General features: G+C 72.5%; 22 protein-coding genes. 11 read left to right on the forward strand and 11 right to left on the reverse strand.

The window, feature by feature from the left end; translation table 11 throughout:
* The first annotated feature begins 105 nt into the window (after positions 1-105).
* From ACIRA5_RS16995 to ACIRA5_RS17005, 3 genes are all read left to right on the forward strand, one after another.
* Positions 106-582, forward strand: coding sequence for a molybdopterin-dependent oxidoreductase (locus ACIRA5_RS16995; protein ID WP_352049424.1), 477 nt, complete (start codon positions 106-108; stop codon positions 580-582).
* A 63-nt stretch (positions 583-645) separates the two neighbouring features.
* On the forward strand, positions 646-1,578 hold the full coding sequence (locus ACIRA5_RS17000; RefSeq protein WP_403691460.1) for a LysR substrate-binding domain-containing protein: 933 nt from the start codon (positions 646-648) through the stop codon (positions 1,576-1,578).
* A 133-nt stretch (positions 1,579-1,711) separates the two neighbouring features.
* Entirely contained in the window at positions 1,712-2,872 is a 1,161-nt protein-coding gene (locus ACIRA5_RS17005; RefSeq protein ID WP_403691461.1) for an NAD-dependent formate dehydrogenase, read from the forward strand.
* 60 nt (positions 2,873-2,932) lie between these two features.
* Here the strand turns inward: ACIRA5_RS17005 and ACIRA5_RS17010 are convergent, their stop codons facing one another.
* The 5 genes from ACIRA5_RS17010 to ACIRA5_RS17030 form a co-directional block, all read right to left on the reverse strand.
* Positions 2,933-3,328: a molybdopterin-binding protein gene (locus ACIRA5_RS17010; protein WP_054234136.1), complete on the reverse strand. Its 396-nt coding sequence runs from the start codon at positions 3,326-3,328 to the stop codon at positions 2,933-2,935.
* Positions 3,329-3,383: 55 nt separating this feature from the next.
* Positions 3,384-3,803, reverse strand: coding sequence for an XRE family transcriptional regulator (locus ACIRA5_RS17015; protein WP_403691463.1), 420 nt, complete (start codon positions 3,801-3,803; stop codon positions 3,384-3,386).
* Between the two features lie 335 nt (positions 3,804-4,138).
* Positions 4,139-4,846, reverse strand: coding sequence for an RES domain-containing protein (locus tag ACIRA5_RS17020; RefSeq protein WP_403691465.1), 708 nt, complete (start codon positions 4,844-4,846; stop codon positions 4,139-4,141).
* 365 nt (positions 4,847-5,211) lie between these two features.
* The gene (locus ACIRA5_RS17025) at positions 5,212-7,650 is read right to left on the reverse strand and encodes a WD40 repeat domain-containing protein (RefSeq protein ID WP_403691466.1); all 2,439 of its coding nucleotides are present in this window, start codon (positions 7,648-7,650) and stop codon (positions 5,212-5,214) included.
* A complete protein-coding gene (locus ACIRA5_RS17030) occupies positions 7,647-9,809 on the reverse strand; it encodes an AAA family ATPase (protein WP_403691468.1) in 2,163 nt (720 codons plus the stop codon). Before ACIRA5_RS17030 ends, ACIRA5_RS17025 begins: the two co-directional genes overlap by 4 nt.
* A 136-nt stretch (positions 9,810-9,945) precedes the next feature.
* Here ACIRA5_RS17030 and ACIRA5_RS17035 point away from each other — a divergent pair, with 136 nt between their 5' ends.
* On the forward strand, positions 9,946-11,325 hold the full coding sequence (locus tag ACIRA5_RS17035; protein ID WP_403691923.1) for a hypothetical protein: 1,380 nt from the start codon (positions 9,946-9,948) through the stop codon (positions 11,323-11,325).
* 107 nt (positions 11,326-11,432) lie between these two features.
* Positions 11,433-12,965, forward strand: a complete 1,533-nt coding sequence (locus tag ACIRA5_RS17040; RefSeq protein ID WP_403691470.1) for a serine/threonine-protein kinase — start codon at positions 11,433-11,435, stop codon at positions 12,963-12,965.
* Positions 12,966-12,992: 27 nt separating this feature from the next.
* Here ACIRA5_RS17040 and ACIRA5_RS17045 read toward each other — a convergent pair whose 3' ends face one another.
* The 3 genes from ACIRA5_RS17045 to ACIRA5_RS17055 form a co-directional block, all read right to left on the reverse strand.
* Positions 12,993-13,544, reverse strand: a complete 552-nt coding sequence (locus ACIRA5_RS17045) for a universal stress protein (RefSeq protein WP_403691472.1) — start codon at positions 13,542-13,544, stop codon at positions 12,993-12,995.
* 272 nt (positions 13,545-13,816) lie between these two features.
* Entirely contained in the window at positions 13,817-14,320 is a 504-nt protein-coding gene (locus ACIRA5_RS17050; RefSeq protein ID WP_403691474.1) for a hypothetical protein, read from the reverse strand.
* Positions 14,317-14,889, reverse strand: a complete 573-nt coding sequence (locus tag ACIRA5_RS17055) for a SigE family RNA polymerase sigma factor (protein WP_403691476.1) — start codon at positions 14,887-14,889, stop codon at positions 14,317-14,319. The genes ACIRA5_RS17050 and ACIRA5_RS17055 overlap by 4 nt, the downstream gene beginning before the upstream one ends.
* A 241-nt stretch (positions 14,890-15,130) precedes the next feature.
* On the opposite strand from ACIRA5_RS17055, the gene ACIRA5_RS17060 reads away from it, so the two are divergent.
* The 5 genes from ACIRA5_RS17060 (at position 15,131) to ACIRA5_RS17080 (ending at position 18,764) form a co-directional block, all read left to right on the forward strand.
* The gene (locus tag ACIRA5_RS17060; protein ID WP_403691477.1) at positions 15,131-15,685 is read left to right on the forward strand and encodes an SAV_915 family protein; all 555 of its coding nucleotides are present in this window, start codon (positions 15,131-15,133) and stop codon (positions 15,683-15,685) included.
* Entirely contained in the window at positions 15,685-15,987 is a 303-nt protein-coding gene (locus ACIRA5_RS17065; RefSeq protein ID WP_403691478.1) for a DUF6317 family protein, read from the forward strand. The genes ACIRA5_RS17060 and ACIRA5_RS17065 overlap by 1 nt, the downstream gene beginning before the upstream one ends.
* A complete protein-coding gene (locus ACIRA5_RS17070) occupies positions 15,987-17,276 on the forward strand; it encodes a WXG100 family type VII secretion target (RefSeq protein ID WP_403691480.1) in 1,290 nt (429 codons plus the stop codon). The genes ACIRA5_RS17065 and ACIRA5_RS17070 overlap by 1 nt, the downstream gene beginning before the upstream one ends.
* Entirely contained in the window at positions 17,245-17,790 is a 546-nt protein-coding gene (locus ACIRA5_RS17075; RefSeq protein ID WP_403691481.1) for a hypothetical protein, read from the forward strand. The genes ACIRA5_RS17070 and ACIRA5_RS17075 overlap by 32 nt, the downstream gene beginning before the upstream one ends.
* A gap of 164 nt (positions 17,791-17,954) precedes the next feature.
* Positions 17,955-18,764: a L,D-transpeptidase family protein gene (locus ACIRA5_RS17080; RefSeq protein WP_403691482.1), complete on the forward strand. Its 810-nt coding sequence runs from the start codon at positions 17,955-17,957 to the stop codon at positions 18,762-18,764.
* Between the two features lie 25 nt (positions 18,765-18,789).
* Here the strand turns inward: ACIRA5_RS17080 and ACIRA5_RS17085 are convergent, their stop codons facing one another.
* The 3 genes from ACIRA5_RS17085 to ACIRA5_RS17095 form a co-directional block, all read right to left on the reverse strand.
* A complete protein-coding gene (locus ACIRA5_RS17085; protein ID WP_403691484.1) occupies positions 18,790-19,317 on the reverse strand; it encodes a hypothetical protein in 528 nt (175 codons plus the stop codon).
* Positions 19,318-19,489: 172 nt separating this feature from the next.
* Complete coding sequence (locus tag ACIRA5_RS17090) at positions 19,490-19,963, reverse strand: GNAT family N-acetyltransferase (protein ID WP_403691485.1); 474 nt, start codon at positions 19,961-19,963, stop codon at positions 19,490-19,492.
* 129 nt (positions 19,964-20,092) lie between these two features.
* Positions 20,093-21,490: a hypothetical protein gene (locus ACIRA5_RS17095; RefSeq protein ID WP_403691487.1), complete on the reverse strand. Its 1,398-nt coding sequence runs from the start codon at positions 21,488-21,490 to the stop codon at positions 20,093-20,095.
* Positions 21,491-21,603: 113 nt separating this feature from the next.
* On the opposite strand from ACIRA5_RS17095, the gene ACIRA5_RS17100 reads away from it, so the two are divergent.
* Positions 21,604-22,848 (forward strand): molybdopterin-dependent oxidoreductase, encoded by a 1,245-nt coding sequence (locus ACIRA5_RS17100; protein WP_403691489.1) that lies wholly within the window; start codon positions 21,604-21,606, stop codon positions 22,846-22,848.
* Positions 22,849-23,211: the final 363 nt, after the last annotated feature.

Below are 23,211 nucleotides of genomic sequence, written 5' to 3' on the forward strand. Positions count from 1 at the left end.
GTCTCCTGTCACATCGCATGAGCCGCACGATCGTTGCCGGGGTGTATGCATGTGCGTTTGTACGGGACCGCTTCCTGGGTACGGACATTCGGGAGGTGGTGCCCAGTGGGGCAGTCCCTGACTCAGCCGCCCGCTCACTCGCTCGCGTCGGTCGCCCTGACCGGAGACCTCGCCCGCCCGGTCCGGCTGACCGTGCCCGACCTGTTGGCCTGGCCCCAGCACCGGGCCCGGGTCAGCTTCGAGTGCGCCACCAGCGGCGTACAGCACCACCGCTTCGAGGGGCCCCTGCTGCACGACGTCCTGCACGACGCCGGACCGGGTTTCGACCCCGCCCGCCGCAAGGACCGGCTGCGCTTCCTCATCGCGGTGGCCGGGGCGGACGGCCATCACGCGCTCCTCACCTGGGCCGAGATCGACCCGGACTTCGGGCACGCCCCGGTCCTCCTCGCGGTCGGCATCGACGACACCCCGTTGGACCGGGCGGGCCCCCAGCTCGTGCTGCCCCAGGACCGCTGCGGCGCCCGGCACATCAGCGGCATCAACGCGATCCGTGTGGACGGGCACTACCCGTCGTGGACGTAGCCGGGCAGGGCATGGACGCCACGCACACGCGTCTGCGAGCCTGACCCGCCGGGGAGGTCGTGGATGCTGCTGCGTCAGCTGGAGTACCTGGTCGCGCTGGCCAGGGAGCGGCACTTCGCCCGCGCGGCGGCCGCCTGCTTCGTCTCGCAGCCCTCGTTGTCCGCCGCGATCCGCCGTCTCGAACACGAGCTGGACGTGCCGATCGTGCGCCGTGGCAGACGGTACGAGGGGCTGACCCCGGAGGGGGAGGTGGTCCTCGCCTGGGCGCACCGCATCCTCGCCGAACGCGACGCCCTGCACCAGGAGTTGTCGGCACTGCGCGGCGGCCTGACCGGCACCCTGCGCCTGGGCATCGTCCCCACCGCGCTGCCCGCCGCCTCCCTCCTCACCACCCCGTTCTGCGAACGCCACCCGGGGGTCCGCGTCGGCCTGGAGTCCCTGTCGTCGGCCGAGATCACCCAGGGGCTCGCCGAGTTCGAGCTCGACGCGGCCATGACGTATCTCGACGACGAAGAGCTCCGTCACGTACGCCGCTTCCCGCTGTACGAGGAGCGGTATGTGCTCCTCACCCCGGTGACCGGTCCGCTCGGCGCGGCGACGACCGCGCGCTGGGCGCACGCGGCCGCCCTGCCCCTGTGCCTGCTGAGCCCCCGGATGCGCAACCGGCGGATCATCGACGAGTGCTTCGCGGCGGACGGCGCGAAGGCGACCCCGGCGATCGAGTCGGACAGTGTCGCCGGGCTGTACGCGCATCTGCCCAGTGGCCGCTGGTCCAGCGTGATCTCCCATGCCTGGCTGCACATGTTCGGGATGCCGGAGGGGATGCGGGTGGTTCCGTTGGAGGGGCCCGCGCACGGGCCGAGGGTGGGGCTCGTCGTGGCGCGGGACGATCCTCCCTCCGTCCTCGCGGAGGCGCTGTTCACGGTGGCGCGGGAGGCGCGGGTGAGGGACGCGCTGGACGCGCTGCTCCACACCTATCTGGGCGGGCGCGGTTGAGGGGGCGTTGATAGCCGCCGTCTATCCGGGCATAGCGACGTTCGCTTTGACCAGCGCGTTCGGCTCCGAGGATCGTGACAGCACCGTCCGTTCAACGGAGCCCGCGATCAACGGAGTTGAGGAGAGCCGCGTCATGGCCAAGGTGCTCTGCGTGCTGTACGACGACCCGACCGACGGATACCCCACGACGTACGCCCGGGACGATCTCCCCGTCATCGGCCACTACCCCGGCGGTCAGACCACGCCCACCCCGAAGGCGACCGACTTCACCCCCGGCCATCTCCTCGGCAGTGTGAGCGGCGAACTCGGTCTGCGCCGCTTCCTGGAGGAACGCGGGCACACCCTGGTCGTCACCTCCGACAAGGACGGTGACCGCTGCGTCTTCGACCAGGAGCTGCCGGACGCCGACGTCGTCATCTCGCAGCCGTTCTGGCCCGCCTATCTGACCCCCGAGCGGATCGCCGCCGCGAAGAACCTGAAGCTGGCGATCACGGCGGGCATCGGCTCCGACCACGTCGACCTCGACACGGCCATCGCGCAGGGTGTCACGGTTGCCGAGGTGACGTACTGCAACAGCATCAGCGTCGCCGAGCACGTGGTGATGATGACGCTCTCCCTCGTCCGCAACTACCTCCCCTCCCACCAGGTCGTCCTGGACGGCGGCTGGAACATCGCGGACTGCGTGGCCCGTTCGTACGACCTGGAGGGCATGCACGTCGGTACGGTTGCCGCCGGTCGCATCGGCCTCGCGGTGCTGCGCCGCCTCGCCCCCTTCGATGTGAAGCTGCACTACACGGACCGGCACCGGCTGCCGACGGAGCTGGAGCGGGAGCTCGGGCTGACCTTCCACGCCACGGCCGCGGAGATGGCGCCGCACTGCGACGTCGTCACCATCAACGCGCCGCTGCACCCGGAGACGGAGGGCCTGTTCGGCGACGAGCTGCTCGCCACGATGAAGCGCGGCGCCTATCTCATCAACACGGCGCGGGCCCGGATCGTGGACCGGGACGCGGTCGACCGGGCGCTGCGCAGCGGGCAGTTGGCGGGATACGCGGGTGACGTCTGGTATCCGCAGCCCGCGCCGGCGGACCACCCCTGGCGCACCATGCCGCACCACGGAATGACCCCGCACATCTCGGGTTCGTCGCTGTCCGCGCAGGCCCGCTACGCGGCGGGCACCCGGGAGATCCTGGAGTCCTGGCTCGACGGGACCCCGATCCGGGACGAGTACCTGATCGTCGACGGGGGTGCGCTGGCGGGGACGGGGGCGCACTCGTACTCCGTCACCCGATGAGCGGGTAGACCGACGGCCGCCGAGGCCACCGCCCGACGGGCCTGAACCGAAAGACGGGCCCTAGACCCGGTCGATGTGCACGTTCGTCGACTTCACGCGGGCGGTGGCCTCCATGCCGACCTCGAGGCCGAGTTCCTCCACGGCCTCCCGGGTCAGCAGGGAGACCAGCCGGTGCGGTCCGGCCTGGATCTCCACCTGGGCCGCCACGTCGCCGAGCTTCACGGCGGTGACGATGCCCGGGAACGCGTTGCGCACGGAGGTGTAGGAGGCGTCCTCCTCACCGCTGCCGCCCTTGGCGAGCTCGACGGAGAACGCGGCCAGATCCCGCCCGTCGATCAGCCGCCGTCCGCCCTCGTCCCGGTGCGTCGCCATCCGCCCGGCGTCCGCCCACCGCCGTGCGGTGTCCGGGCTCACGCCGAGCAGCCGGGCCGCCTGACCGATGGTGTAGGACTGCATGCGCGCCAAGATAGGCGCGAGATCCTTGCATATGCAAGCAAGCCCGTGGGGCGCGTCAGAGATCGCCCTTGACGTACGAGCGGGCCGCCGCCATGACGTCCTTGTGCCGGTCCTCGGCGATGGCCTGCAGCGGTGAGTCGTCCTCCAGCTGCGGATTCATGCCGATCATCCAGGCGCGTGCCGTGTGGCAGTTCTCCTGGAGCTCGATGATCTGGAACACCTGGTAGGCCGCCCTCAGGCGCAACTCGGAGTCGATTCTCGGGCTGTTCTGGGCGTTGGACCACTTGCCGACCTGCTTCGGGTCCTCGATACCGGCGATGAACGCGGTGAGTTTCTGCCCGAAGTTGTCCTGGAGGAAGCGCGCTATGTCGGCGATCGACTTCTGGACCGTGTTGGCGTGCGCGGTGGTCTCGGTGACCGTGTCGATGACGCTCGTGGTGACCGTCTTGGCCGCGGGCTCTCGCAGTGGCTGCATGATTCCTCGCTTCCTGGCGGTCATGAAACGGGTAAGACACGGGATGGCGCGAGGGGTGACATACAGGGTGTCAACATGGCGTCTCCTCAGTTGTGTTGAAGGAAGTCTACCCGTCTGAGGGTCCCTCACTCCACCGTTTTCCCCCCTTCAATCCCCTGTGAAATCCCACCTCGAATGTGGCATGAGGGGTTTGACCAGGGATTTTCTCCGGTGCCGCCGATGGGTGCGGGACGGAGCACCGCTCGATCGGGCGACGCGGGTGCGGCCGAACGCCCGGGGGGCCGGCGCCGTTCGGCGGACCCGAAGACCCCGTTCAGGAGATCCGCCGGCCCCGTTCAGAAGACACGCAGGCCGTACTCCGCCGCGACCGCGCGCAGTTCGGGGGACTCCGGCTGGATGGGGCGCCGCTCGGCCTCGACGAGATCGACGTCGTGGAAGATGGCCCAGCAGGTGCGCCCGCCGTATCCGGAGCGGTAGGCGATGCCCTGGGCCAGCCGGTGGCCGGCGTCGTTGCGCTGGGCGACCGTCCAGGCCGCGATCTGCCGGGCCAGTCTGCGGTCCCGCCCGTGGACGTGCAGGTCGGTGAGCGGGGGCTCGATGTCCCACGCCGTCAGTTCGCCCCGCAGTTCGCGCGCGAGGACGGCCCGGGTGGCCTCGGCGTCGACGTCGAGGAACTGGGCGTCCTTGGCGGGTTCGAGCCGGACCAGGATGTGGTCCTCGCGCCAGCCCGAGGCCAGGTGGCCGAGCCTCATGTGGCTGGGCCGCTCGTCCCACTCGTGGCCGATGAGCCCGCGCAGCTTGGGGTGGACGCGGAAGGGCGCGAGCGCCTCGGCGTAACAGCCGGCCGGATCGCTGGCGCAGTACAGCATTCCGTAGGTGGCGAGGCTGAAGCGGCCCGCGCTGGAGCCCTGGCTGGTCTCGGGTTCGAGCCGGTTGTACTCCTTGGGGTGGTCCCTCTTGCCCAGCCGCCACACTCCGCGTTCCGGAGCGGGGACGAGAGACGGTAAGTGGGCTGTGGTCACCGCCGAAGGGCTGTTGTTCATCCTGGTCCTCGCTGCTGAGCCGATGGTCTGCGGCCGCTGCCGCACTGCCGGGGCGCCGCCCGGCGGGCCGAGGGGCCCGGGTTCGTGCGGCCCGCGCGGCCTCCGTGCCGTGCGGAAGGTGCCGCGCGGTCCGCGCGGTCCGCACGAGGCGCGCGTCCCTGTGTCCCGCAGGTTCCCGTGCCCGTACGTTTCCGTGGCTGTATGTGTCCCTCGCCCGCATGTTCCGCCGGAACATGCGGGCGATCATTCTCCCGTAGCGCGCGCCCCGGGATGCCCGGTTCCACGCCGTGGCGGGGGCGCGAGAGGGGGGCGCTGGGGCACACGGGAGGCGCACGCCCACGGTGGGCGGCTCGGCGGGCGCCGGATCAGCGCCCCTCCATTCGGACGTCGAACACGCATACGCCCGCGACTCCGGCCGCGAGGAGGACGGGGTGCTCGGGGTGCGGGCCGCCCGGCTGGCGGGCCTCCAGCGCGTCGAGGGTCCCGAGCGGGCTGCCCGTCACGATCCGCAGCAGGTGCGAGCCGGTGCCGGTGTCCCACAGGTGGATGGTTCCGCCGGGGCCCGTCGCCGCGAGGCAGGGGCGGCCGGTCGCGGTCCGGAAGAACGCCAGCGCGGCCACCGGCCCGTCGCCGATGTCCAGCCGCCGCCCGACCGGCCGCCCGGTGCCGGGATCCCAGAGCCGGATCGTGCCGTCCTCCCCGCCGGACGCGACGAGTTCGGCCCCGTCCGGCTCGTCGACGGGCACGGCGGCGACGGCGTTGACGACCCGCTGCTCGCAGTGGAGCGGCGCTCCCACGGGCCGCAGCGTGACCGGATCCCAGAACCGTACGGTCCCGTCGGTGCCCGCCGACACGATCCGTGGACTCTGTGCCGTGTCGAGCACGGTGACGTCCCGGACACTGAGCAGATGGTCCTCCCGGCAGGCCAGCGCACACATCCGGTCGAGGTCCCACAGGCGTACGGTGCCGTCGGCGCCCCCGGTGACCAGCAGGGTCCGTCCGTCGTGCGGGAAGGCGGCCATGGACCGCACCGGCAGGCTGTGGCCGAGGAGCCCGGCCAGCCGCGCGGGGGCGGCGTGGGCACCCCGGTCCAGGGACCACAGCTGGATTCCGGCGTCGTGGTGCGCGGTCACCAGCAGGGGTTCGCCCCGGACGCGCGCCGAGGCGAAGGCGGTCACCGGGGCGTGGCCCGCCGGGAGGGGGACCGGGCGACCGGTCCCGGTGTCCCACAGCGCCGTACCGGACTCGTCGGCCACGGCGATCAGCGGCGCCCCGGCGGTGGACCCCGGACCGGACAGCGCCGCCGCCGTGACGGGCCGCCGGACCGCGCGCCCGGCGCCGACGCCCGGGCCACCCGGCTTCCAACGCCGCAGGGTGTGGTCCGCGCCGGCCGAGACGAGGAGTTCCTGTCCGGCCGGGGCGGGGAGTTCCCGCGCGGTGCCCGGCAGGGTGGTCAGGGCCACGGGAGGAGCGGTGTGCCCTTCCAGGGGGCCGCCGATCGCCGCGCCCGTCCGCGCGTCCCAGACCCGCAGGGCGTGGTCGCTGCCCCCGGACGCCACCGCCGCCCGGCCCGCCACGGTCAGGGCGGTCAGGGCGACGACGGGCCCCGCGGGCGGAGCGGGCGCGACGGCCGTCTCCCGGCCCGTCGAGGCGTCCCGGAAGCCGATGTACCCCGAGTCGTCGCAGAGCGCGTAGCGCCCCGGCGCCGCGAGGTCCACCAGGGCCCGCACCGCCCCCTCGTGCTCGTGCTCGTGCGTGTACCCGTCGGCCCGCCGCGGGTCCCAGACGCGCACCCGCCGGCCCTGGGCCACGGCCAGCGCCATCCCCTCCGCCCCGCCCAGACCGACCCCGCTCAGCAGGGCCGGCGCGGGGTCGAGGGAGGGCAGCGGGGTGTCGACGGGCCGGAAGGTGACGGGATCCAGCGCGCCGAGACGGCCGTCGCTGTGGGCGACGAGGACGACCTCCGGGGCGTCCTTCGCCGCGAAGAGCGTGAGGGCGCTGACCCAGGTGCCGGGGCGGTGGACGGGTTCGGCCAGCAGTTGGCCCCGGGTGAGGTGCCAGACGCGCACCGAACCGTCGGTGCCCGCGGAGAGCAGCAGATCGCCCGGGAGCGGCAGCAGATGCTGGACCGCCCCGCCGTACGTGTGCAGCGGCGCCATCGCCGGTACGCCGTGCGGCTCCCACATCCGGATCGTGCCGTGGTTGTCGCCGCTGACCAGCAGGGAGCGGCCGTCGGTGGTCGTGGTGCGGGTCAGCGATTCGAGGCGGGTCTCGGAGACCGCCAGTACGTTGTCCTGCGCCGTCCAGTCGCTCCACAGCGGGGTGATGCGCGAACCGGACACCCGCGCGGCGGACGTGTCGAGCGGGGTGCGGGGGCGGGTCGCCGCGTGATGGGCCAGGTGCAGGCTCGTCAGCCGGGAGTCCGGACCGGCGTCGCCGATGAAGGGCTCGATGCGGGCCCACGCCTCCAGCCACTCCTGTCGTCGCGCCGCGCTCACCGCGTCGCTCTGCCGCAGCAGGGTGCGCACGTTCGCGCTGGACTCCCAGGGCAGTACGGCGAGCGGCACATGGGCGTCGTCGAGGACCTCGCCCCGGGCCGCGTGATGGGCCAGGTGGCGGCTGAGATACGGGTGCGGCGGGATCGTCGGGTCCGCGGCGACGAGCCGGGCCAGCGCCTCGGCGATGAGCCGGTGCGCGTCCTTGGTGTCGGCCCAGGCCTTCGAGTCGTCGGCCCACGTCTTCGAGTCGCCCGTGTGGGAGCGGCCCGGACGGGGCGCGCGGTACGGGCTGTCCGCGTCGCTCATACGGCGTCGCCCCCGATGCCGGCCAGCAGGTCCTGGCGGGGATCCCGCAGGAGCTCGGCCAGGGCTTCGTGGGCCGGCCGGTACACCAGCCGGTCGTCCTCGTCGTCGTGGGCCAGATATCCGGCGAGCCTGCTCTTCAGCAGGTTCTCGATCATCCGGTCCGGCTCCTCGACCGGCCGGCCGAGCAGCGCCCCGGCGACGGCAGGCCACACGTCCGACCAGGGGATGCCCGCGCCCAGCGCGAACGCGGCGGCCCGCAGCAGCGCGAGGGCGACCTCCGCGGGCAGCCCCTCGTCCTCGACGAGCGCCAGATCGCGCCGGAGCAGACCGATGGTGCCCGCCTGCAGCAGGTCGAGCCAGTCGGGGTTGCCCGCCAGCGCGTCGGGGTCGGACGCGTGGTGCAGCTGCTCGCCGGCCAGCCGGGCGTCCAGGAACGACGGCCAGACCCGCTTGGCGACGGTCTCGGCCGCCTGCCGGGTGCTGTCGCCGCCGGACGTCCCGTCGCCGACCAGCGCCCGGACGTAGTCGGCGATGTCGCTCTCGCTGTCCGTCTCGTCGGTACGCAGCACGGACGCCGTGGGAAAGACCTCCCGGAGCGCGCCGAGCAGCCCCGCCTCCCGCCCCGCGGGGCCGGGAGGGGCGGCGCGGTCCGCACGGGGACGGCTGCTGCGTACGCCGATCAGCAGCCGCAGGGACCGCTGCCGCTCCGGACGGCGCTGGCCGGGCAGCGCGGGGGCGGCGCCGCAGTGGGCCGTGAGCGGGGCGAGGACGTCCCTGACCACGCGGAAGGGTTCGACGGACTCGTCCAGGCCGTCGAGGACGAGCGTGACCGGGTCGCCCGGCTCGTCCAGATGGGCCAGCAGCTGGGCGCGGCGCAGTTCCACCGGGTCGTCGGTCGGCCCGGCCGGGCGCGGTGGCAGTTCCAGGGCGCGCAGCAGGTCGCCGAGCACGTCGGAGGCGGTGCGGTGGCGGGCCAGTACGGCGGCGGTGACGGAGCCCTCGGGCGGGACGGTCTCGGGCGCGGCCGAGCGCAGCGCGCGGCCGTAGCGCGGGTCGTCGCGGAACAGCGGGTCGCTGAGCGTCACGGCCCGCGCCAGCACGGCCGACTTGCCGCTCCCGGCGGTTCCGGTCAGCAGCAGGACACCGCGGGGACGGCCGAGGAACGCGGTGACGGCGCGGCCCAGTCCCTCCCGACCGCTGAAGTACCAGCCCGGGTCGGTCTTCTGGGGGCGGCCGCTGGCGCGGTCGAGCCAGTGGTCGACCTCGTCGGCGGGGGTGGCGACCTGGCGGCGCGCGGGCCCCACCAGTTCCCGTACGGGCCGGTAGCCGGGGTTCGGCAGACAGGGTGTCAGGGTGGTCTGGCCGCCGCCGTCCAGGACCCGTTTGAGCCGGTGCTTGCGCCGCTCGGTGTCGGTGCCGAGTTCGCTCTCGAACTCCGTCATCAGATGGGCGACGCTCAGCCAGGGCGTGGTGATCTGGGCGGTGGTGCGCAGCCGCTCCAGCACTCGGCGCATCACCGAGGGGAACTGCCGTACCTGGACCAGCTGGTCGTGGGCGCAGGTGGCGACGACGTCCAGGCTGCCGCCGGTGCGCCGGCTCGGCAGGATCTCCTGGTGCAGCTTCTCCAGCTCCTCGGCGATCCCGGCCGCGTAGCAGGTGTTGATGACGACCAGGACGTGTTCGGCGCGGGAGTCGAGGGCGGCGGCGACGATCTCGCTGGTGCGGATGGCCGTGGCCAGCTGGCGCCGGGGTTCGGTCCTCGGCAACTGGAGGAAGTGGGTGCGGGAGGCGCCCAGTTGGCCGTGTCCCGTGATGAAGACGACCAGGGCGCGGCCGCGCGTCTCGCGCACCCCGGTCTCGTGCAGGAAGCGCTCGACGTCGTAGCGCTCGCGCAGCTCCGGCGCGGGGACGTGGGTGAAGGGTTCCGGTGCCCCCGGGGCGCACCACCAGTCGGCCACGACCGAGAGCTGTTCGTCGATCCCGGCGGTGAACTCCGCGTCCCCGTCGCCGTAGTCACGGACGGCGAGGGTCAACAGGGTGCGGTGCGCGGAGTCCTCCTCCACGGTGTTCGCCGGCGCACGGCCCGCCGTGGCCTGCCCCGTATCGCCGCCGTCCCCCGGCTCCCCGATCCTGACAAGCCCGCCCGCCCGCCCTCGCATGGTCTCTATTGTTCCCGCCATGACCGAGTCGTCGCAGCCCAATACCGCAGGCCGCCGCCCGGACGAGCGGCCCTACAGCCTCCCCGGCCTCTCCCCGAACACGACGCAGGACGCCGTCGTCGTCGTTCCCGGCATCATGGGGAGCGAGTTGTACGACACCGAGTCCGGCGAGGTCGTCTGGGGTCTCGCGAACGCCGGATGGCTGCTGAAGGCGTGGACGGCGCCCCGGGGACTGCGCGCCCTGCGCCTCACGTCCGACGAACGCGAGGGCCGCCTCGGCCGCATCCGGGCCCGGCGCCTGCTGCGCACCCCCGCCTGGAGCCCGTTCCTGCGCGGCATCGAGCCCTACAACGACCTGGTCGCGACGGTCACCCGGAGCGTGGCCGACCCGGCGGCTGTGCTGCCCTTCGCCTACGACTGGCGGCTGTCCGTCGCCACGAACGCCCGGTTCCTCGCCGAGGCCGCGCGCGAACACCTGGAGCGGTGGCGGCGGCACCCCGCGCACGCGCTCGCCCGTAAGCACCGGGTCGACGAGCGGGAGGGCCGGCTGGTCTTCGTCGCGCACTCCATGGGCGGACTGCTCACCCTCGCCGCTCTCACCGACGGCCCCGACGGTGACCTCGCGGCGGACACGCGTGGGGTGCTCACCCTCGGTACGCCCTTCCAGGGGGCGGTGGCCGCCGCCGCGATCCTCAACACCGGGCGGGGCGCGCCGGTTCCGCTGCCGCACGGCAGGCTCAGGAGACTCGCGTACACCATGCCGGGCCTGCACGACCTGCTCCCGACGTTCCCCTGTCTCGACGAGGGCCTGAACATCCGCCGGCTCAGCCCCACGGACATCGCCGACCTGGGCGGCGACAAGGATCTGGCCGTCGACTCCCAGACCCTGCACGACACCCTGCGCGGGCGGGCGCTGCCCGGGCACCGGGCGCTGGTGGGCATCAGCCAGCCCACCCTTCAGTCCCTGGCCCTCCGGCAGGGCGTGGTGACCGCCTCCGAGCACTGCTACCGCGAGCACAGCGACGGCGAGCTGATGCGCGACGCGACCGGTGCCCCGCGCCGCTTCGACGTGGGTGGCGACGGCACCGTGCACAAGGAGTCCGCGACCTCCCCCTTGAACCGCGCCATCGTGCCCCTCGCACTGCAGCACGGTGCGCTGGCCCAGGGGGAGGCCGCGTTGGAGGCGGTGACGTCGTTCCTGGAGGAGGACGAGCACCTCGGTCCCCCGCAGGCCGGGGCCCGGGTCGGCATCGAGGTCCCGGACCTCGTCGCGCCGGGCACGCCCTGGACGGTCCGGGTGCGCGGCGTCGACAGTCCCGCGGGACTGGACTGCGCGGTCGAGGAGGTCGGCGGGGCCTTCGCCGGACCCGCCCGGCTGTACGGCGACGACGACCACCTCGCGGCCCGTGTCACCGTGCCCGCGCCCGGCCTCTACCGGGTCACCCTGGACACGGGCGACCCCACTCCGCTGACCCAACTCGTCCTCGCGGCCCCTGACGAGCGGGACCCGGGCTGAGATTCCCCCGCAACCTGGGCCGACTATGGTGTCGACACGAATCGAACGCGCAATGGTTCGAACCGGTCCGGAGCGAGCGGTCCGGAAAGAACGGCAAGGGGCACGCGGTGGCGGACGAGGGGCGGCTGGTCGCCGGGCGCTACCGGCTGATCGAACAGATCGGCCGTGGCGGCATGGGCACGGTGTGGCGTGCCGAGGACGAGGTCCTCAACCGCGAGGTCGCCGTCAAGCGGCTGCATGTCCAGCGGCACCTGACCGACGACGAGCTCGTCACCCTCCACGAACGCACCCGCCGCGAGGCGCGCAGCGCCGCCCGTATCGCCCATCCCCACGTGGTCGTCGTGCATGACGTGGTGGACGACGAGGGGCTGCCCTGCATCGTCATGGAGTACGTGCCCTCCACCACCCTCGCGGCCCTGCTCACGGACGGCGGCGCGGTGCCGCCCAGCGAGGCCGCGCGGATCGGCCTCGGCATGGTCGCCGCGCTGCGGGCCGCGCACGCCGCCGGGGTGCTGCACCGTGACGTCAAACCGGGCAACGTCCTGCTCGGCGCCGACGGCCGCGTCGTCCTCACCGACTTCGGCATCGCCATGGCGACCGGCACCTCGACGCTGACCAAGACCGGCGAGATCATCGGCTCGATCGACTACATCGCGCCCGAACGGATGCGGGGCAAGAAGCCCGGACCCGCCGCGGACCTGTGGGCGCTCGGGGCGACCCTCTACCAGTCCGTCGAGGGGCGGCCGCCGTTCCGCAAGGCCACGGCCGTGGAGACGGCGTACGCCATCGCGGTCGACCCGGTCGACGCCATGAAGCAGGCCGGGCCGCTGGAACCCCTCATCGACGCGCTGCTCGCGAAGGAACCGCAGGAGCGGCCGTCGGCGCAGGAGGTGGAGCGGGTCCTGAGGGAAGTGGTGTCGGGGGTACCGACGCAGCTGACGCCCACACGTCCGGTACCGGTACCGGTACCGGCGCCGATGCCGGTACCGGCACCGTCTCCGCGGACCGCGACCACAGTGGCACCGGCGCAAAAAGACGCACCGCCCCGGGCCCGTGGGCGCCGGGTGGCCGTCTGGAGCGCGCTGGCCGTGGTGCTGGCGGCCGCGACCGTGGCGGGCGCGTGGTCCATGACCCGGGACGGCAAGAGCGGCGGCACCCACCACAAAGCCGACGCTTCCACCTCCGCGCCGCCGGCCGTTCCCGCGGGCTACCACCTGGTCACGGACAAGAAGCTGGGCGTCTCCTTGCCGGTCCCGGACGGCTGGAAGCGCGGCAAGGCGACCTCCGAACAGGTCACCTACACCGACACGTCAGGTCTCGCGGAACTCACGATCGGCATGGTCGAGCCGGCGGGCGCGAACCCCGAGTCGCACTTCACGAACATCGAGGCGAACACCAAGGTCAACTACCCCTCCTCGTACCGGAAACTGCGCATGCAGCGCACCACGTTCCAGGAGAAGCCCGCGGCCGTGTGGGAGTTCACCTTCAAGGGCCGGGTCCGGGCGTTCCGCGCCATCGACCTGGGCTTCGGGCAGGAGGGCGGCCGGGAGTACGACATCTACCTCTCGGCTCCGGACCTCAAGTGGGACAGCTTCCGCCCGGTCTTCGACACGGTCTCGGCAGGCTTCCGGGTCGGCTGAGCCGGGACGGCAGATCGGGACGACGGTTCAGGACAGCGGGTCGGGGGACCTGCCGTCCGTCAGTTCGCTGGCGTCGAGCGGCAGGCGCAGGCTGACCCGGCGGCGTACGGAGGCGAGTTCGCGGTGCAGCGGTGAGCGCGGTACGGCCAGCACCGGGCAGGCGGCGTGCGCGAGGCAGTAGCGCGCGACGGACGGGTACAGCGCCCGGCGCATCCGGCCGCGTCGCCCGCCGCCGATCACCAGGAGGTCGCCGATCCGGTCGGCGGTCCGCACCAGCGCGCGCCCCGGCCGGTCCCACACGACCAGCCCCCGGCACGGCACCCCGGGGCCGTCGGCGCCGAAGGCCGTGTCGAGGGCGGTGAGCAGCCGGTCGTCCGCCATCTGCCGGAACTCGGTCATCGGCGGCGCGAGCATCGAACTCGGGTGGGCGAGCGCGCCGCGCGGCGGTTCCCAGGCACCCACGGCCAGCAGCACGGCGCCGGTGCGGCGTGCCTCGAACGCGCCCCGGTGCAGCGCCGCCAGACTCCCCGGCGAACCGCTCACCCCCACGACGACCCGCCGCCGCTCTCCCTCGCCCATCGCTCGCTCACCCCTCGGCGTACGTCGACACGGGTATCCGCGTTCCATCGAACGCGGGGGGAGGGCGGCGGGCCAGGGTGTTGGCGTTCACCTGACGAGGTCCCGACCGTTCACGGCACTTCGGCACACACCTCTGTCCTTGAGCCGACTCCGGCCGGTCGTCGGTCGTCAGTCGTCGGTTGTCGGTTGTCCGCGGAACGCACTCCGCCCCGGTCGTCGGAGCTCGCGACGACCGGGGCGGGGGCGGTTCGGGGCGGTTGAGGTGTCTTGGATCAGCCGGCGCAGATGGTCACGTTGATGGTGTCGCCGATGGACACGGTCTTCGGGCTGTGCGGGTCGACCGAGTGGACCGAGCCCGGCTTGCCGTTCTTGCCGCAGTCCACCTTGCTGACCGTGCCGAGCTTGAGCTGGGACTTCAGCAGCAACTGCTTGGCGAAGTCCAGGTCGAGGCCCGCGAACTCGCGCTTGATTTTGCTGCCGTTGACCAGAACGGTGGTGGCGTCGTCGGTCGCGGTGGTCGCGGCGGCGGGCCGAGAGGCGTCCGAACCGTTGGAGACGGCGGTGGCCAGGGCGGTGCCGCCGCCGGCCACGATCAGGGCGGCGGCGAGACCCGCGATGGCCGTGACGCGCTTGCGGCGGGTCTTGCGCACGATGCCGACGGTGTCGACGGACGGCGCGTCGGCGGAGTTCGCGAATGCGTTCATGGCGTTCACCAGTTCCTCTTCGAAGGGTGTGTAACCGGTGCGGCTGGAAGGCCGTGCATCGTGTGAAGTCATCGGTTTCCTTCCGTGGGCCGCTGCGGTGAAGGGCCGGGGAGCGCGGGGAACTGGCTTCTCAGCTTCTCGATCCCACGAGCGAGCTGGGACCGTACGGTACTCGCCGAGATCTTCAGATCGGCCGCGATCTCCGCGTCCGACAGATCGTGGAAGTACCGCAGGACCACGACCGTGCGCATGCGCATCGGCAGCTGCTGAAGGGCGCGAACGAGCTGGTCCCTGCTGTCTATCTGCCCGTACTCGTCCCCCGGAGCGGCCCGGTCGCCGCCGCTGTCGGGGTGAGGGGTCGTGCGGCGGAATCTTCGCCAGCGGTCGTTCGCCAGATTCACCATGATCCGCCGCACATAGGCGTCGGGGGCGTCCTTGGCGGCGATCGTGCGCCACTTGCGGCAGGTCCGTTCCAGGGTTTCCTGGAGCAGGTCCTCCGCGGCTTCGCGGTTTCCCGTCAAGACGAGGGCGCCACGGAACAGGGCGGCCGACCGGGCGGCGACGAAAGCGGGAAAGTCCATGGCCAGGGACTCGGTCCCGCCGCGCTCGGCGCCCAGTTTCCACTCGGTTGCCAGATCCACACGCTCCTCCCTTCCTGTCACCCCTCCTCGACGGGGAAGCCCCTTCATCTGCTGCACGAGGGAGATGAGAGCTGGGTCACAGGAGGCGTCTCGGTTCAGCATGCGGTCGGTATGCGGTCGGTATGCAGTAGGCATGCACTCGGCATGTACACGGCCCGGCAGCCTGACATAGCGGGATTTGCCCTCGGGGCCGGTCGTTAGGGTGAGCCCGCCAAAACGTCCGGGTTGAACCACGCCCACGGTGAAGAGTGAAGAGGTGACGGCGGTGGGGGCGCCGATACGGTCGCACATTTCCGACTACGCCGGGACCCGGCCGCCCGAGCCGTCGGCCGAGGCCGGCTCCTCGGCCCTGGAACCCCGTCCGTCGAACCCGGAGCCGCGTCGTTCGCGCCTGCTCGACTACGCCGAGGCGGAGGCGCCCGTACGGCCGGACGCGGAGGGACGGCAGGCCCCGAAGCCCGGGGTTCCGGCCTACCACACCCCCGTGCTCGTCCCGGCCCATCCGCGCTACGTCGACGCGCTGGACGCGTCCGGCCGTCCCACTCGCGTGCCCTTCATCGCCTACGAACTCTTCGAGCACCCCACGGACGGGACCGTGGCCCTCGCCTTCACCACGCCGGCCCGGCTGGTGGCCGCGCTCGGCGAGGCCCAGCCGTGGGTCGCCACGTCGATCGGGCCGCTGGCCGAGGGAGTGCGCGAGCACGGCGTCACCGTCCGCGTCGACCCGCGCGTCGCGCCCGGACACCACAACTGGCAGCCGGACGATCTGGCCGCCTACGCACGGGAGATGCGCTGATGCCGCCCGACTTCAAGGCGGTCCTGAGCGACCTCACCTCGATGTCCAAGACCTTCCACGACGAGGCCACCCACTACCGGAACCTGCACGGCCAGGTCGCCCCGCCCGTCGTCAGCGGCGGTGACAGCGGCCTCGACCACGCCATCAAGGAGGTCGCCGACCTCATCGTCGCCCTGCACACCGGCTTCGCCGACCGGCTGGACGACCACGGCGACAAGGTGACCTACGCCCGCGACTCGTTCCAGCGGCACGACATCGACGTACACGGCCTGTTCGAGGACCTGATGGTGGGGGACGGCTGATGAGCGACAGCTGGGTCGGCGGCGACATCGGTGGACTGCGCACGATGGCCGAGACGTACAAGAACGCCAAGAAGAAGCTCGAGGACGTCGTCCGTCCGCTCAGCAGCGCCGTCGAGGAGCTGGTCGGCGACGCGAGCTGGAGGGGCGACGCGGCCGAGGCCTTCCGCGCCACCTGGAGCGAGGACGCCCTCACGGCGGGCGCCTTCGCGGGCCTCGTCCACGACGCGGGCGACATCCTCGACACCCTCGTCGGTGCGCTGTCCGCGTGCGAGAGCGCCCTGCAGAACGCCGAGCACATCGCCGTGAAGAAGGGCGTACCCATGGGCGCCCAGGGCGCTCCGCTCCCGTTCGTCACCTCCGACCCGCCGAGCGCCGACGAACAGCGGACGATCTCGGCGTTCGGCGAGTACGACAAGGTGCGCACGGAGATCCTGCATACGGCGCAGCACGCGAGGTTGGTCGCGGCGGACAAGTTGCGGGGGTTGTACGCACAGGTCACCGCGGCGGTGTCGCCGGGCGACAAGATCACCCTTGCCGACATGTTGCGTACCTTGTACGCCTACGACGCCGAGGACGCCCGGGTGGGTGGCGCCAAGGCCCGCAAACTGATCGACGACGCAAAGGCCGAGGAACGGGCAGCCAAGAAGGAACTCCGCGCGGAGCGCAAGGCGTTCCAGAAGGCGGGCCGCGCGCTCCCCGAAGACCTCCCCGCCAAGGGGGCCTATCGCGACGCGGTCGCCGATGTCGAGTCGCTGGAAGATGACATCGCCCGCGCCGACCACGGCAGCACCAAACTGCCGTACGACCGGGCCCTCAACGTCAAACTGGTCGACGCGGCCGAGGCGCTGCGCGCGGGCGAGGGCGTGGAGAAGCTGCCGGACTTCCTCAAGGAGGTGCCGGTCCTGGACATCGCCGCGGCCGGTGCTTGTGGGCTGCTGGAGTCCTCCGACGACCACGACAAGGGCTGGTCCTGGCAGCACTCGGTCGCGGTGGACGAGGGCGCCAACTTCGGCGGCCTGGCCGTCGGTGCGGCCGTCACCGCAGGGGTGGTGGCCGCGCTGCCCTTCGAAGCGGGTGCGGTCACGGTTGCGGGGATCGGCATCGTGGCAGTGGTCGGCGCGACCGGCATCATCGACCACTCCTTCCACGAGCACTGGGGCGAGGACATCCACCACCACGGCGTGGTCGGTGGTGTGCTGCACGGCACCGGCAATGTCCTCTCGGAGACCGGGGACGACTTCAAGCGACTTGGAAAGGATGTCTGGGGTGGCGTCAAGAGCATCTTCTGAACTGCCCGTTTCCGGGATCCCCGCCCGGATCCCGGCTCTGCCGGGGCTCGGCACCACCTGGTACGAGCGCAGTACGCGCTACTGGCTGCGCCGGGTCCGCACGGTCGTTCTCATGTTCGCCGTGATGGCCTTCCTCTGCTTCGCCGCAGTCAATCTCTACCTGGGATTCCGCACGGTGCTGCCGTCGACCGTGCGGATGGTGTGGGACTGGGCGCAGATGACCGCGTCCTGCGTGGCGGTGGTCTGGGGGTGGGTGAAGCAGCGCCGGGATCACCGAAAGGCCCTCCTGGACCCACCCACCCCCGCCGAGTTCCGCAGCCGCAAGCGCGCGGAGGTCCGCCGCTCCGCGGGTCTCGCTCTCGCCGGTCGTGGCCTCCTGGCGATTGCGGCACCCATCATGCCGGCGTTCGCCGCCTGGTGCGTGGGCTGGTTCGCTGCCGCGCTCACCGTGCGCGAATACCCCAGCGAGGTCGGCGCCCGGCGGTGGTTGCAGGAGCACGGGGCCGCAGGGTGACGACGAAGCCGTCCGGTGGAGCGAAGAGGGCGACCTTGAGGAAATCGTCGTCTACGGCGGTCGCGTCGGCGACAGGCTGGAGCCGGGTGTAGGGCTGCCGTGCCTCGGCCAGGAAAGCTGCGGAGCTGACCAGTTCCTCACAAGTCACCCCCAGGCTGACGATCATGGCTTCCTTCACCCGTCGCCCGGCCTCCCCCCGACAGCGTCTCCGTACGCCGTTGATCGCCGCCGGGGCTCTGGTCCTGTCCGTCACGCTCGCCGGATGCGCAAGCGCCGGCGCCGAATCGGCCGGCGGTGCCCGGGAGTCGACCGGCGCCCCTGGTACGACGCAGGCCAGACCCGGGCGGCCCGCACCGGACAGTGCGGAGTCCGCCGCGCCGGTCGTGCCGGCGCGGCTGCCGGGTGTCGGCCCCGGGATGCTGGCCGGGATACCCGGGAACGCGCGGCAGGTCGTCCTGGTCACCGGCCGGGGCAAGGACTCCCCGCTGTCGCAGGTGGCGCTGTACCGGCGTACGGGCGCGGGCTGGGAGCGGGGAGCGATCTGGCCGGCCCATAACGCCCTCAAGGGCTGGACGGACGACCATCACGCCGGTGATCTCCGCTCGCCCATCGGCGTGTTCACCCTCACCGACGCGGGCGGACTCCGGCCCGACCCCGGGACGAAGCTGCCCTACGACCGGTCGGTCGGGTTCACCATCGCCGGCACGGGCTTCGAGGGGGAGTCGCTGGCCGGCTCCTTCGACTACGTCGTCGCGATCAACTACAACCACGTGCCCGGCACTTCACCCCTCGACTGGACCCGTCCGCTCGGCGCGGGCAAGGGCGGCGGCGTCTGGCTGCACGTCGATCACGGGGGCCCCACGCACGGCTGTGTGAGCCTGGCCCAGGAGCACCTGCGGGAACTGATGCGCACGCTGGATCCCGCCCGGCACCCGGTGATCGTCATGGGCGACGCCACGTCCCTCGCCCGCTGACGTCCCTCAGGCCCCGGGGCGCTTGTCAGCGCACTCCGCCGCCGAGGAGGCCCGTGACCACCCCGACCACCGGCGACAGCAGGCCGGTCACCGTGCCCAGCGCTCCCGTCAGGGCTTTGACCAGCCCGTCGACCGTCGACTGGAGCTGGGCGAGGAGATCCGCGACCGGATCGGCGACCGCGGCCGGATCGGCGACCGCGACCGAATTGGTGACCGCGACCGCGACCGGATCGGCGACCGCGGCCCCGGCCCGATCGGTGACGCCGGGGGCGGCGGACGTGGCGGAGGCCCGCTCCTTCAGCCGCCGCTCGAGAGACGCGTTCGCCGTCTCCAGGGCGCGCGCGAAACCGGCGGCCTCGGCCGCGTCGAGACGGCCGCCCCGCTCGGCGACGGCGGACAGTACATCCAGCAGCGGGTGGAACACGGCGTCGTGGTCGGCCCTGCCGACCGGGCCGCGGACCGGCGGGGCGCCGCCCAGGGTCGGCAGGAGGATGCCGCGGGATCGGGATATGAGGGATCGGGATACGCGGGAGCGGGATATGTCGGCATGCATACGTGGTCCTTTCGGCGGCTGCTTCTGCTTGGGCCCACCGTGAGATCCACGACCCCCCGCCGCAACCCGCCCCACGCCCCCGCCGGGCCCCCCGCTCCTTCCCCGGTACGGCACTGAACAGCGCCTTTCCCCCGATGCGCCACGACCGTCCCGGCCCGTCGCCGTTCGGCTGTCAGGGGAGCCGGCGGGGGCGAGGCCGGTAGGTGAAGGTGTCGAGGGGCCAGTCGGCGGTCAGCCAGGCCGTGACGGCCTCGTGCAGGGGCGCGTCCAGGTGGGCCCTGTCCGCTCGGACCCAGGAGCTCACGTCGGTGCCGTGGGCGTGGTCGCGGGACGGGTAGATGTAGACGCACCCGATCACCTCGCCACTCACGGTGTCGAGGACGGTGTACGTGAATCCGCGTCTGCGAGCGAAGTCGTCCGCGTGCCGTCGCAGATCGGCGAGGTTCGCCTCCAGGGTCATTCCGTCCGTGGGGGGCCATTCCCCGTCCTCGAAGCCCGGGGTCGCACGGATGTGTTCGACGCTGCCGGACCAGGCGGTGTGGTCGGAGGCGTTGTGCCGAGGTCCCAGGGGTTCCAGACGGAAGTGCGGGGTGATCAGTTCGGTGGGGACGGCGAAGTCGTCGGGGACGAGGGGATGGTCGGTCATGCGGGGGAGGCTATGACGCCCGGCCGCGGATCGCAGCTGGATTGAACTCGGTCCCTGCCGCAGCGATCGCGGTCCCCGCCGCACGGGTCACGGTCTTCGCCGCATCGGTCACGGTCTTCGCTCCTGGTGTCACCAGCCGGTCAGCAGCAGGTGGTTGAGGAGCAGGGCCAGGGTGGCCTGGGCGGTGAGCCAGACACGGGGCCGGGGCAGGAACGCGCAGGTCGGCAGGAGCCACATCGCGAACGGCAGCCAGATCCGTTCCGTCTCCGCCTTGCTCATGCCGGAGAGGTCGGCGGCCAGGAGGGCGAGCAGGGCGGCGAGCGCGAGGAGGGCGAGGCGCGGCTCGGGGGAGAGGGCGTGCGGGCGCCGGACGGCGCGGGGGCCCTCGCGTACGGCCGTCGCGACCGTCCGGCGCAGGCCGGCCACCGTCGCCGGGCCCACGATCAGCGCCGTACAGGCGAGATTCGCCCAGACCCAGTAGCCGTACGGCCGTAGGCCGCCGACCCCTTCGTAGTAGCGGGTGACCAACAGGCGGTATGCCTCCCACCAGTTGAAGCCGAGCAGCGTGAACAGGAGGGGGACGACGACCAGTCCGGCGAGGACGTACGGGAGGGGGCGCAGTCGGCGGGAGCCGAGCAGCAGGACGGCGGCGGCGATCACGGCGAACAGCGTCAGGCCGTACGAGAGGTACGCGGTGAGGCCGAGGAGGAGCCCGGCGGCGAGGCCCGTCGCCCGGGGCCGGGGTCCGGTGACCGCGAGGGCGAGGAAGGCGAGGGCCCAGGCGGCGACCGCGGCGAAGTAGCCGTCGGCGGAGGCGCCCACCCATACGGCGGCCGGGGCGAGGACCAGGAAGGGGGCGGCGCGGCGGGCGAGCTCCTCGGCGGCCAGCGCCCGTACGGCGACCAGGACCGCGGCCGGCGCCGCCGCCCCGGCCACGATGCACCAGACGCCCGCCCAGCCGCCGCCACCCAGCCCGACCCGGTCGAGGAGCACGAAGGTGACGGTGGCCCCCGGCGGGTGGCCGGCGATGTGCGCGGGCCAGGGGGCGGGGGAGTGACTGACGATGTGGTGGGTGAAGTCCCGCAGGGTGGCGGGGATGTCGTGGAAGCGGTCGATGACCGTGAGGTACTCGTTCGTGGCCGTCAGCCGACCGGCGATCCCCCGCTGCCACCCGTCGACCAGCGCGAGGGAGAACGTCCAGGCGGTGGCGGTGCCCCAGGACGCCCACAGCAGCGCCCGCCACGGCAGCCGCGTGGCGAGGAGCGGCCCGTAGGCGACGACGGCGACGGCCACGGCGAGCGCGGCCGGGGTGCCGGGGCCGAGGTGCGGCTCCCACTGGGCGAACAGGGGAGGCCAGCGGACGAAGAGCGAGTGGTGGCGGCGTTGGATCGACGTGCCGACGAGCGCGGCCGTCGTGACGAGCAGGGCGGCGGCCAGGACGGCGGCCAGGTCGAGGAGCGGATCGCGGCGCCGGTCGCGGCGCCGGTCGAGCTTCGGGTGAAGGTCCTGGGGCAGATCGCGGTTCACATGCGCACGCTAGGCCGCGGACCGGCCGCCGGAGCCGCCACGGGAGCGGACGTCAGAGTTTCGTCATGGTTCGCGGACCCGTTCGGGGGGTGTCGCGGTCCTACGGTCGAGGCATGCCACGGTCTCCCTCCTCCCCCGCGTTCTGGCGCAGCCCAGTGCGTGGCCCCTGGTTCACCTCGGTGCTCGGCGTCGTCCTGCTCGGCGGCATCACCGTGCTGTTCGTGACGGGTCTCGTGTCGTACGCCGCCTACAACCCGAACCTGTCACCGGTGAACGACATGACCCCGGACAAGGGGCTGCTCGGCTTCTATCTCTTCTCCTGGCCGACGAACCCGTCCTGGCTCTACCGCCTCACCCAGGGCGTCCACGTCACCCTCGGGATCACGCTGATCCCGGTACTGCTGGCGAAGCTGTGGTCGGTCGTGCCGAAACTCTTCACGCTGCCGCCCGCAAGGTCGCTCGCGCACGCGCTGGAGCGCATCTCGCTGCTCCTGCTGGTGGGCGGCGCGCTGTTCGAGTTCACGACGGGCGTGCTGAACGTCCAGCTCGACTACATCTTCCCCGGCTCCTTCTATCCGCTGCACTTCTACGGGGCCTGGGTGTTCATCGCCGCGTTCGTGGCACACGCCGTGCTGCGGGTGCCCATGGCGCTGCGCAATCTGCGTCATCTCCGCGATGAGGATCAACGTCCGCAGACGGATGATGAGTTGGTGGCACCGGATCCCGGCCCGCCCACCGTCTCGCGGCGCGGCGCTCTCGGGTTCGTGGGCGGGGGATCGCTGGTGCTGTTCGCCACGACGGCGGGCCGCAGCTTCGACGGGCCGCTGCGGGAGACGGCCGTGCTCGTGCCGCACGGCGGCCCCGAACCGAGCGGGGGACCCGGCGGCTTCCAGATCAACAAGACGGCCGAGGCGGTCGGCATCGACATGCGGGAGACGTCCGGGGAGACATGGCGACTGGTCGTCGAGGGGCGCGGGCGCACGGTCCGGCTGAGCCGGGACGAGCTGCTGAAACTCCCGCTCCACAGCGCCGCGTTGCCCATCGCCTGCGTGGAGGGCTGGTCGACCTCCGACCAGTGGTGGCGGGGCGTGCGGCTGCGGGACCTCGCGGCGCTGGTGGGATACGAGGCGGGCGCGGCGCCCGATGTGCTGGTGGAGTCGTTGCAGCGGCACGGGGCCTTCCGGCACGCGGCCCTGCGCGACAACCAGGTGCGCGACCCACGTTCCCTGCTGGCCCTGTTCGCCAACGGCGAGGACCTGACCCCCGACCACGGCTATCCCGCGCGGATCATCGTCCCCGCGGCGCCCGGCGTGCTCAACACCAAGTGGGTGGCCCGGATGACGTTCGGAGAACTGTGATGCGACGACCTGTGATGCGACGGCCTGAGAGCGGGCGACCTGTGATGCGGCGGCCGTTCGGGAAGCCCGTCCTGGGCAGTCCGCTGCAGATCCTGCTGCTGGCCTGTTCGTTCGCGCTCGCCGGGTACGCCGGGGTGCGGCTGCTCGCGGGGGACTGGTTCGGGGTGGCGCTGTGGTTCGTGGGCGCGGCGGTCCTCCACGATGTGGTGCTCGTTCCGTTGTACGCGGGGGCCGACCGGGCCGTGGCGAGGGGCCTCGGCGCGGTCGGCCGCCGGGAGTGGACGCTCTACGTCCGGTTCCCGGCCGCGTTCTCGGCGCTTCTGCTGCTGATGTGGTTTCCGCTGATCAGCGGGCAGATGGCGG

Source organism: Streptomyces sp. NPDC096311, from assembly GCF_044763085.1.
Lineage (GTDB): Bacteria > Actinomycetota > Actinomycetes > Streptomycetales > Streptomycetaceae > Streptomyces.

What these genes read in the sequence shown, in the direction of transcription:
- ACIRA5_RS17000 (WP_403691460.1), top strand. Translation starts at nt 646, where the DNA reads ATGCTGCTGCGTCAGCTGGAGTACCTGGTCGCGCTGGCCAGGGAGCGG.
- ACIRA5_RS17005 (WP_403691461.1), top strand. Translation starts at nt 1,712, where the DNA reads ATGGCCAAGGTGCTCTGCGTGCTGTACGACGACCCGACCGACGGATAC.
- ACIRA5_RS17010 (WP_054234136.1), bottom strand. Translation starts at nt 3,328, where the DNA reads ATGCAGTCCTACACCATCGGTCAGGCGGCCCGGCTGCTCGGCGTGAGC.
- ACIRA5_RS17015 (WP_403691463.1), bottom strand. Translation starts at nt 3,803, where the DNA reads ATGCAGCCACTGCGAGAGCCCGCGGCCAAGACGGTCACCACGAGCGTC.
- ACIRA5_RS17020 (WP_403691465.1), bottom strand. Translation starts at nt 4,846, where the DNA reads ATGAACAACAGCCCTTCGGCGGTGACCACAGCCCACTTACCGTCTCTC.
- ACIRA5_RS17025 (WP_403691466.1), bottom strand. Translation starts at nt 7,650, where the DNA reads ATGAGCGACGCGGACAGCCCGTACCGCGCGCCCCGTCCGGGCCGCTCC.
- ACIRA5_RS17030 (WP_403691468.1), bottom strand. Translation starts at nt 9,809, where the DNA reads ATGCGAGGGCGGGCGGGCGGGCTTGTCAGGATCGGGGAGCCGGGGGAC.
- ACIRA5_RS17035 (WP_403691923.1), top strand. Translation starts at nt 9,946, where the DNA reads ATGGGGAGCGAGTTGTACGACACCGAGTCCGGCGAGGTCGTCTGGGGT.
- ACIRA5_RS17045 (WP_403691472.1), bottom strand. Translation starts at nt 13,544, where the DNA reads ATGGGCGAGGGAGAGCGGCGGCGGGTCGTCGTGGGGGTGAGCGGTTCG.
- ACIRA5_RS17050 (WP_403691474.1), bottom strand. Translation starts at nt 14,320, where the DNA reads ATGACTTCACACGATGCACGGCCTTCCAGCCGCACCGGTTACACACCC.
- ACIRA5_RS17065 (WP_403691478.1), top strand. Translation starts at nt 15,685, where the DNA reads ATGCCGCCCGACTTCAAGGCGGTCCTGAGCGACCTCACCTCGATGTCC.
- ACIRA5_RS17070 (WP_403691480.1), top strand. Translation starts at nt 15,987, where the DNA reads ATGAGCGACAGCTGGGTCGGCGGCGACATCGGTGGACTGCGCACGATG.
- ACIRA5_RS17075 (WP_403691481.1), top strand. Translation starts at nt 17,245, where the DNA reads ATGTCTGGGGTGGCGTCAAGAGCATCTTCTGAACTGCCCGTTTCCGGG.
- ACIRA5_RS17080 (WP_403691482.1), top strand. Translation starts at nt 17,955, where the DNA reads ATGGCTTCCTTCACCCGTCGCCCGGCCTCCCCCCGACAGCGTCTCCGT.
- ACIRA5_RS17085 (WP_403691484.1), bottom strand. Translation starts at nt 19,317, where the DNA reads ATGCATGCCGACATATCCCGCTCCCGCGTATCCCGATCCCTCATATCC.
- ACIRA5_RS17090 (WP_403691485.1), bottom strand. Translation starts at nt 19,963, where the DNA reads ATGACCGACCATCCCCTCGTCCCCGACGACTTCGCCGTCCCCACCGAA.
- ACIRA5_RS17100 (WP_403691489.1), top strand. Translation starts at nt 21,604, where the DNA reads ATGCCACGGTCTCCCTCCTCCCCCGCGTTCTGGCGCAGCCCAGTGCGT.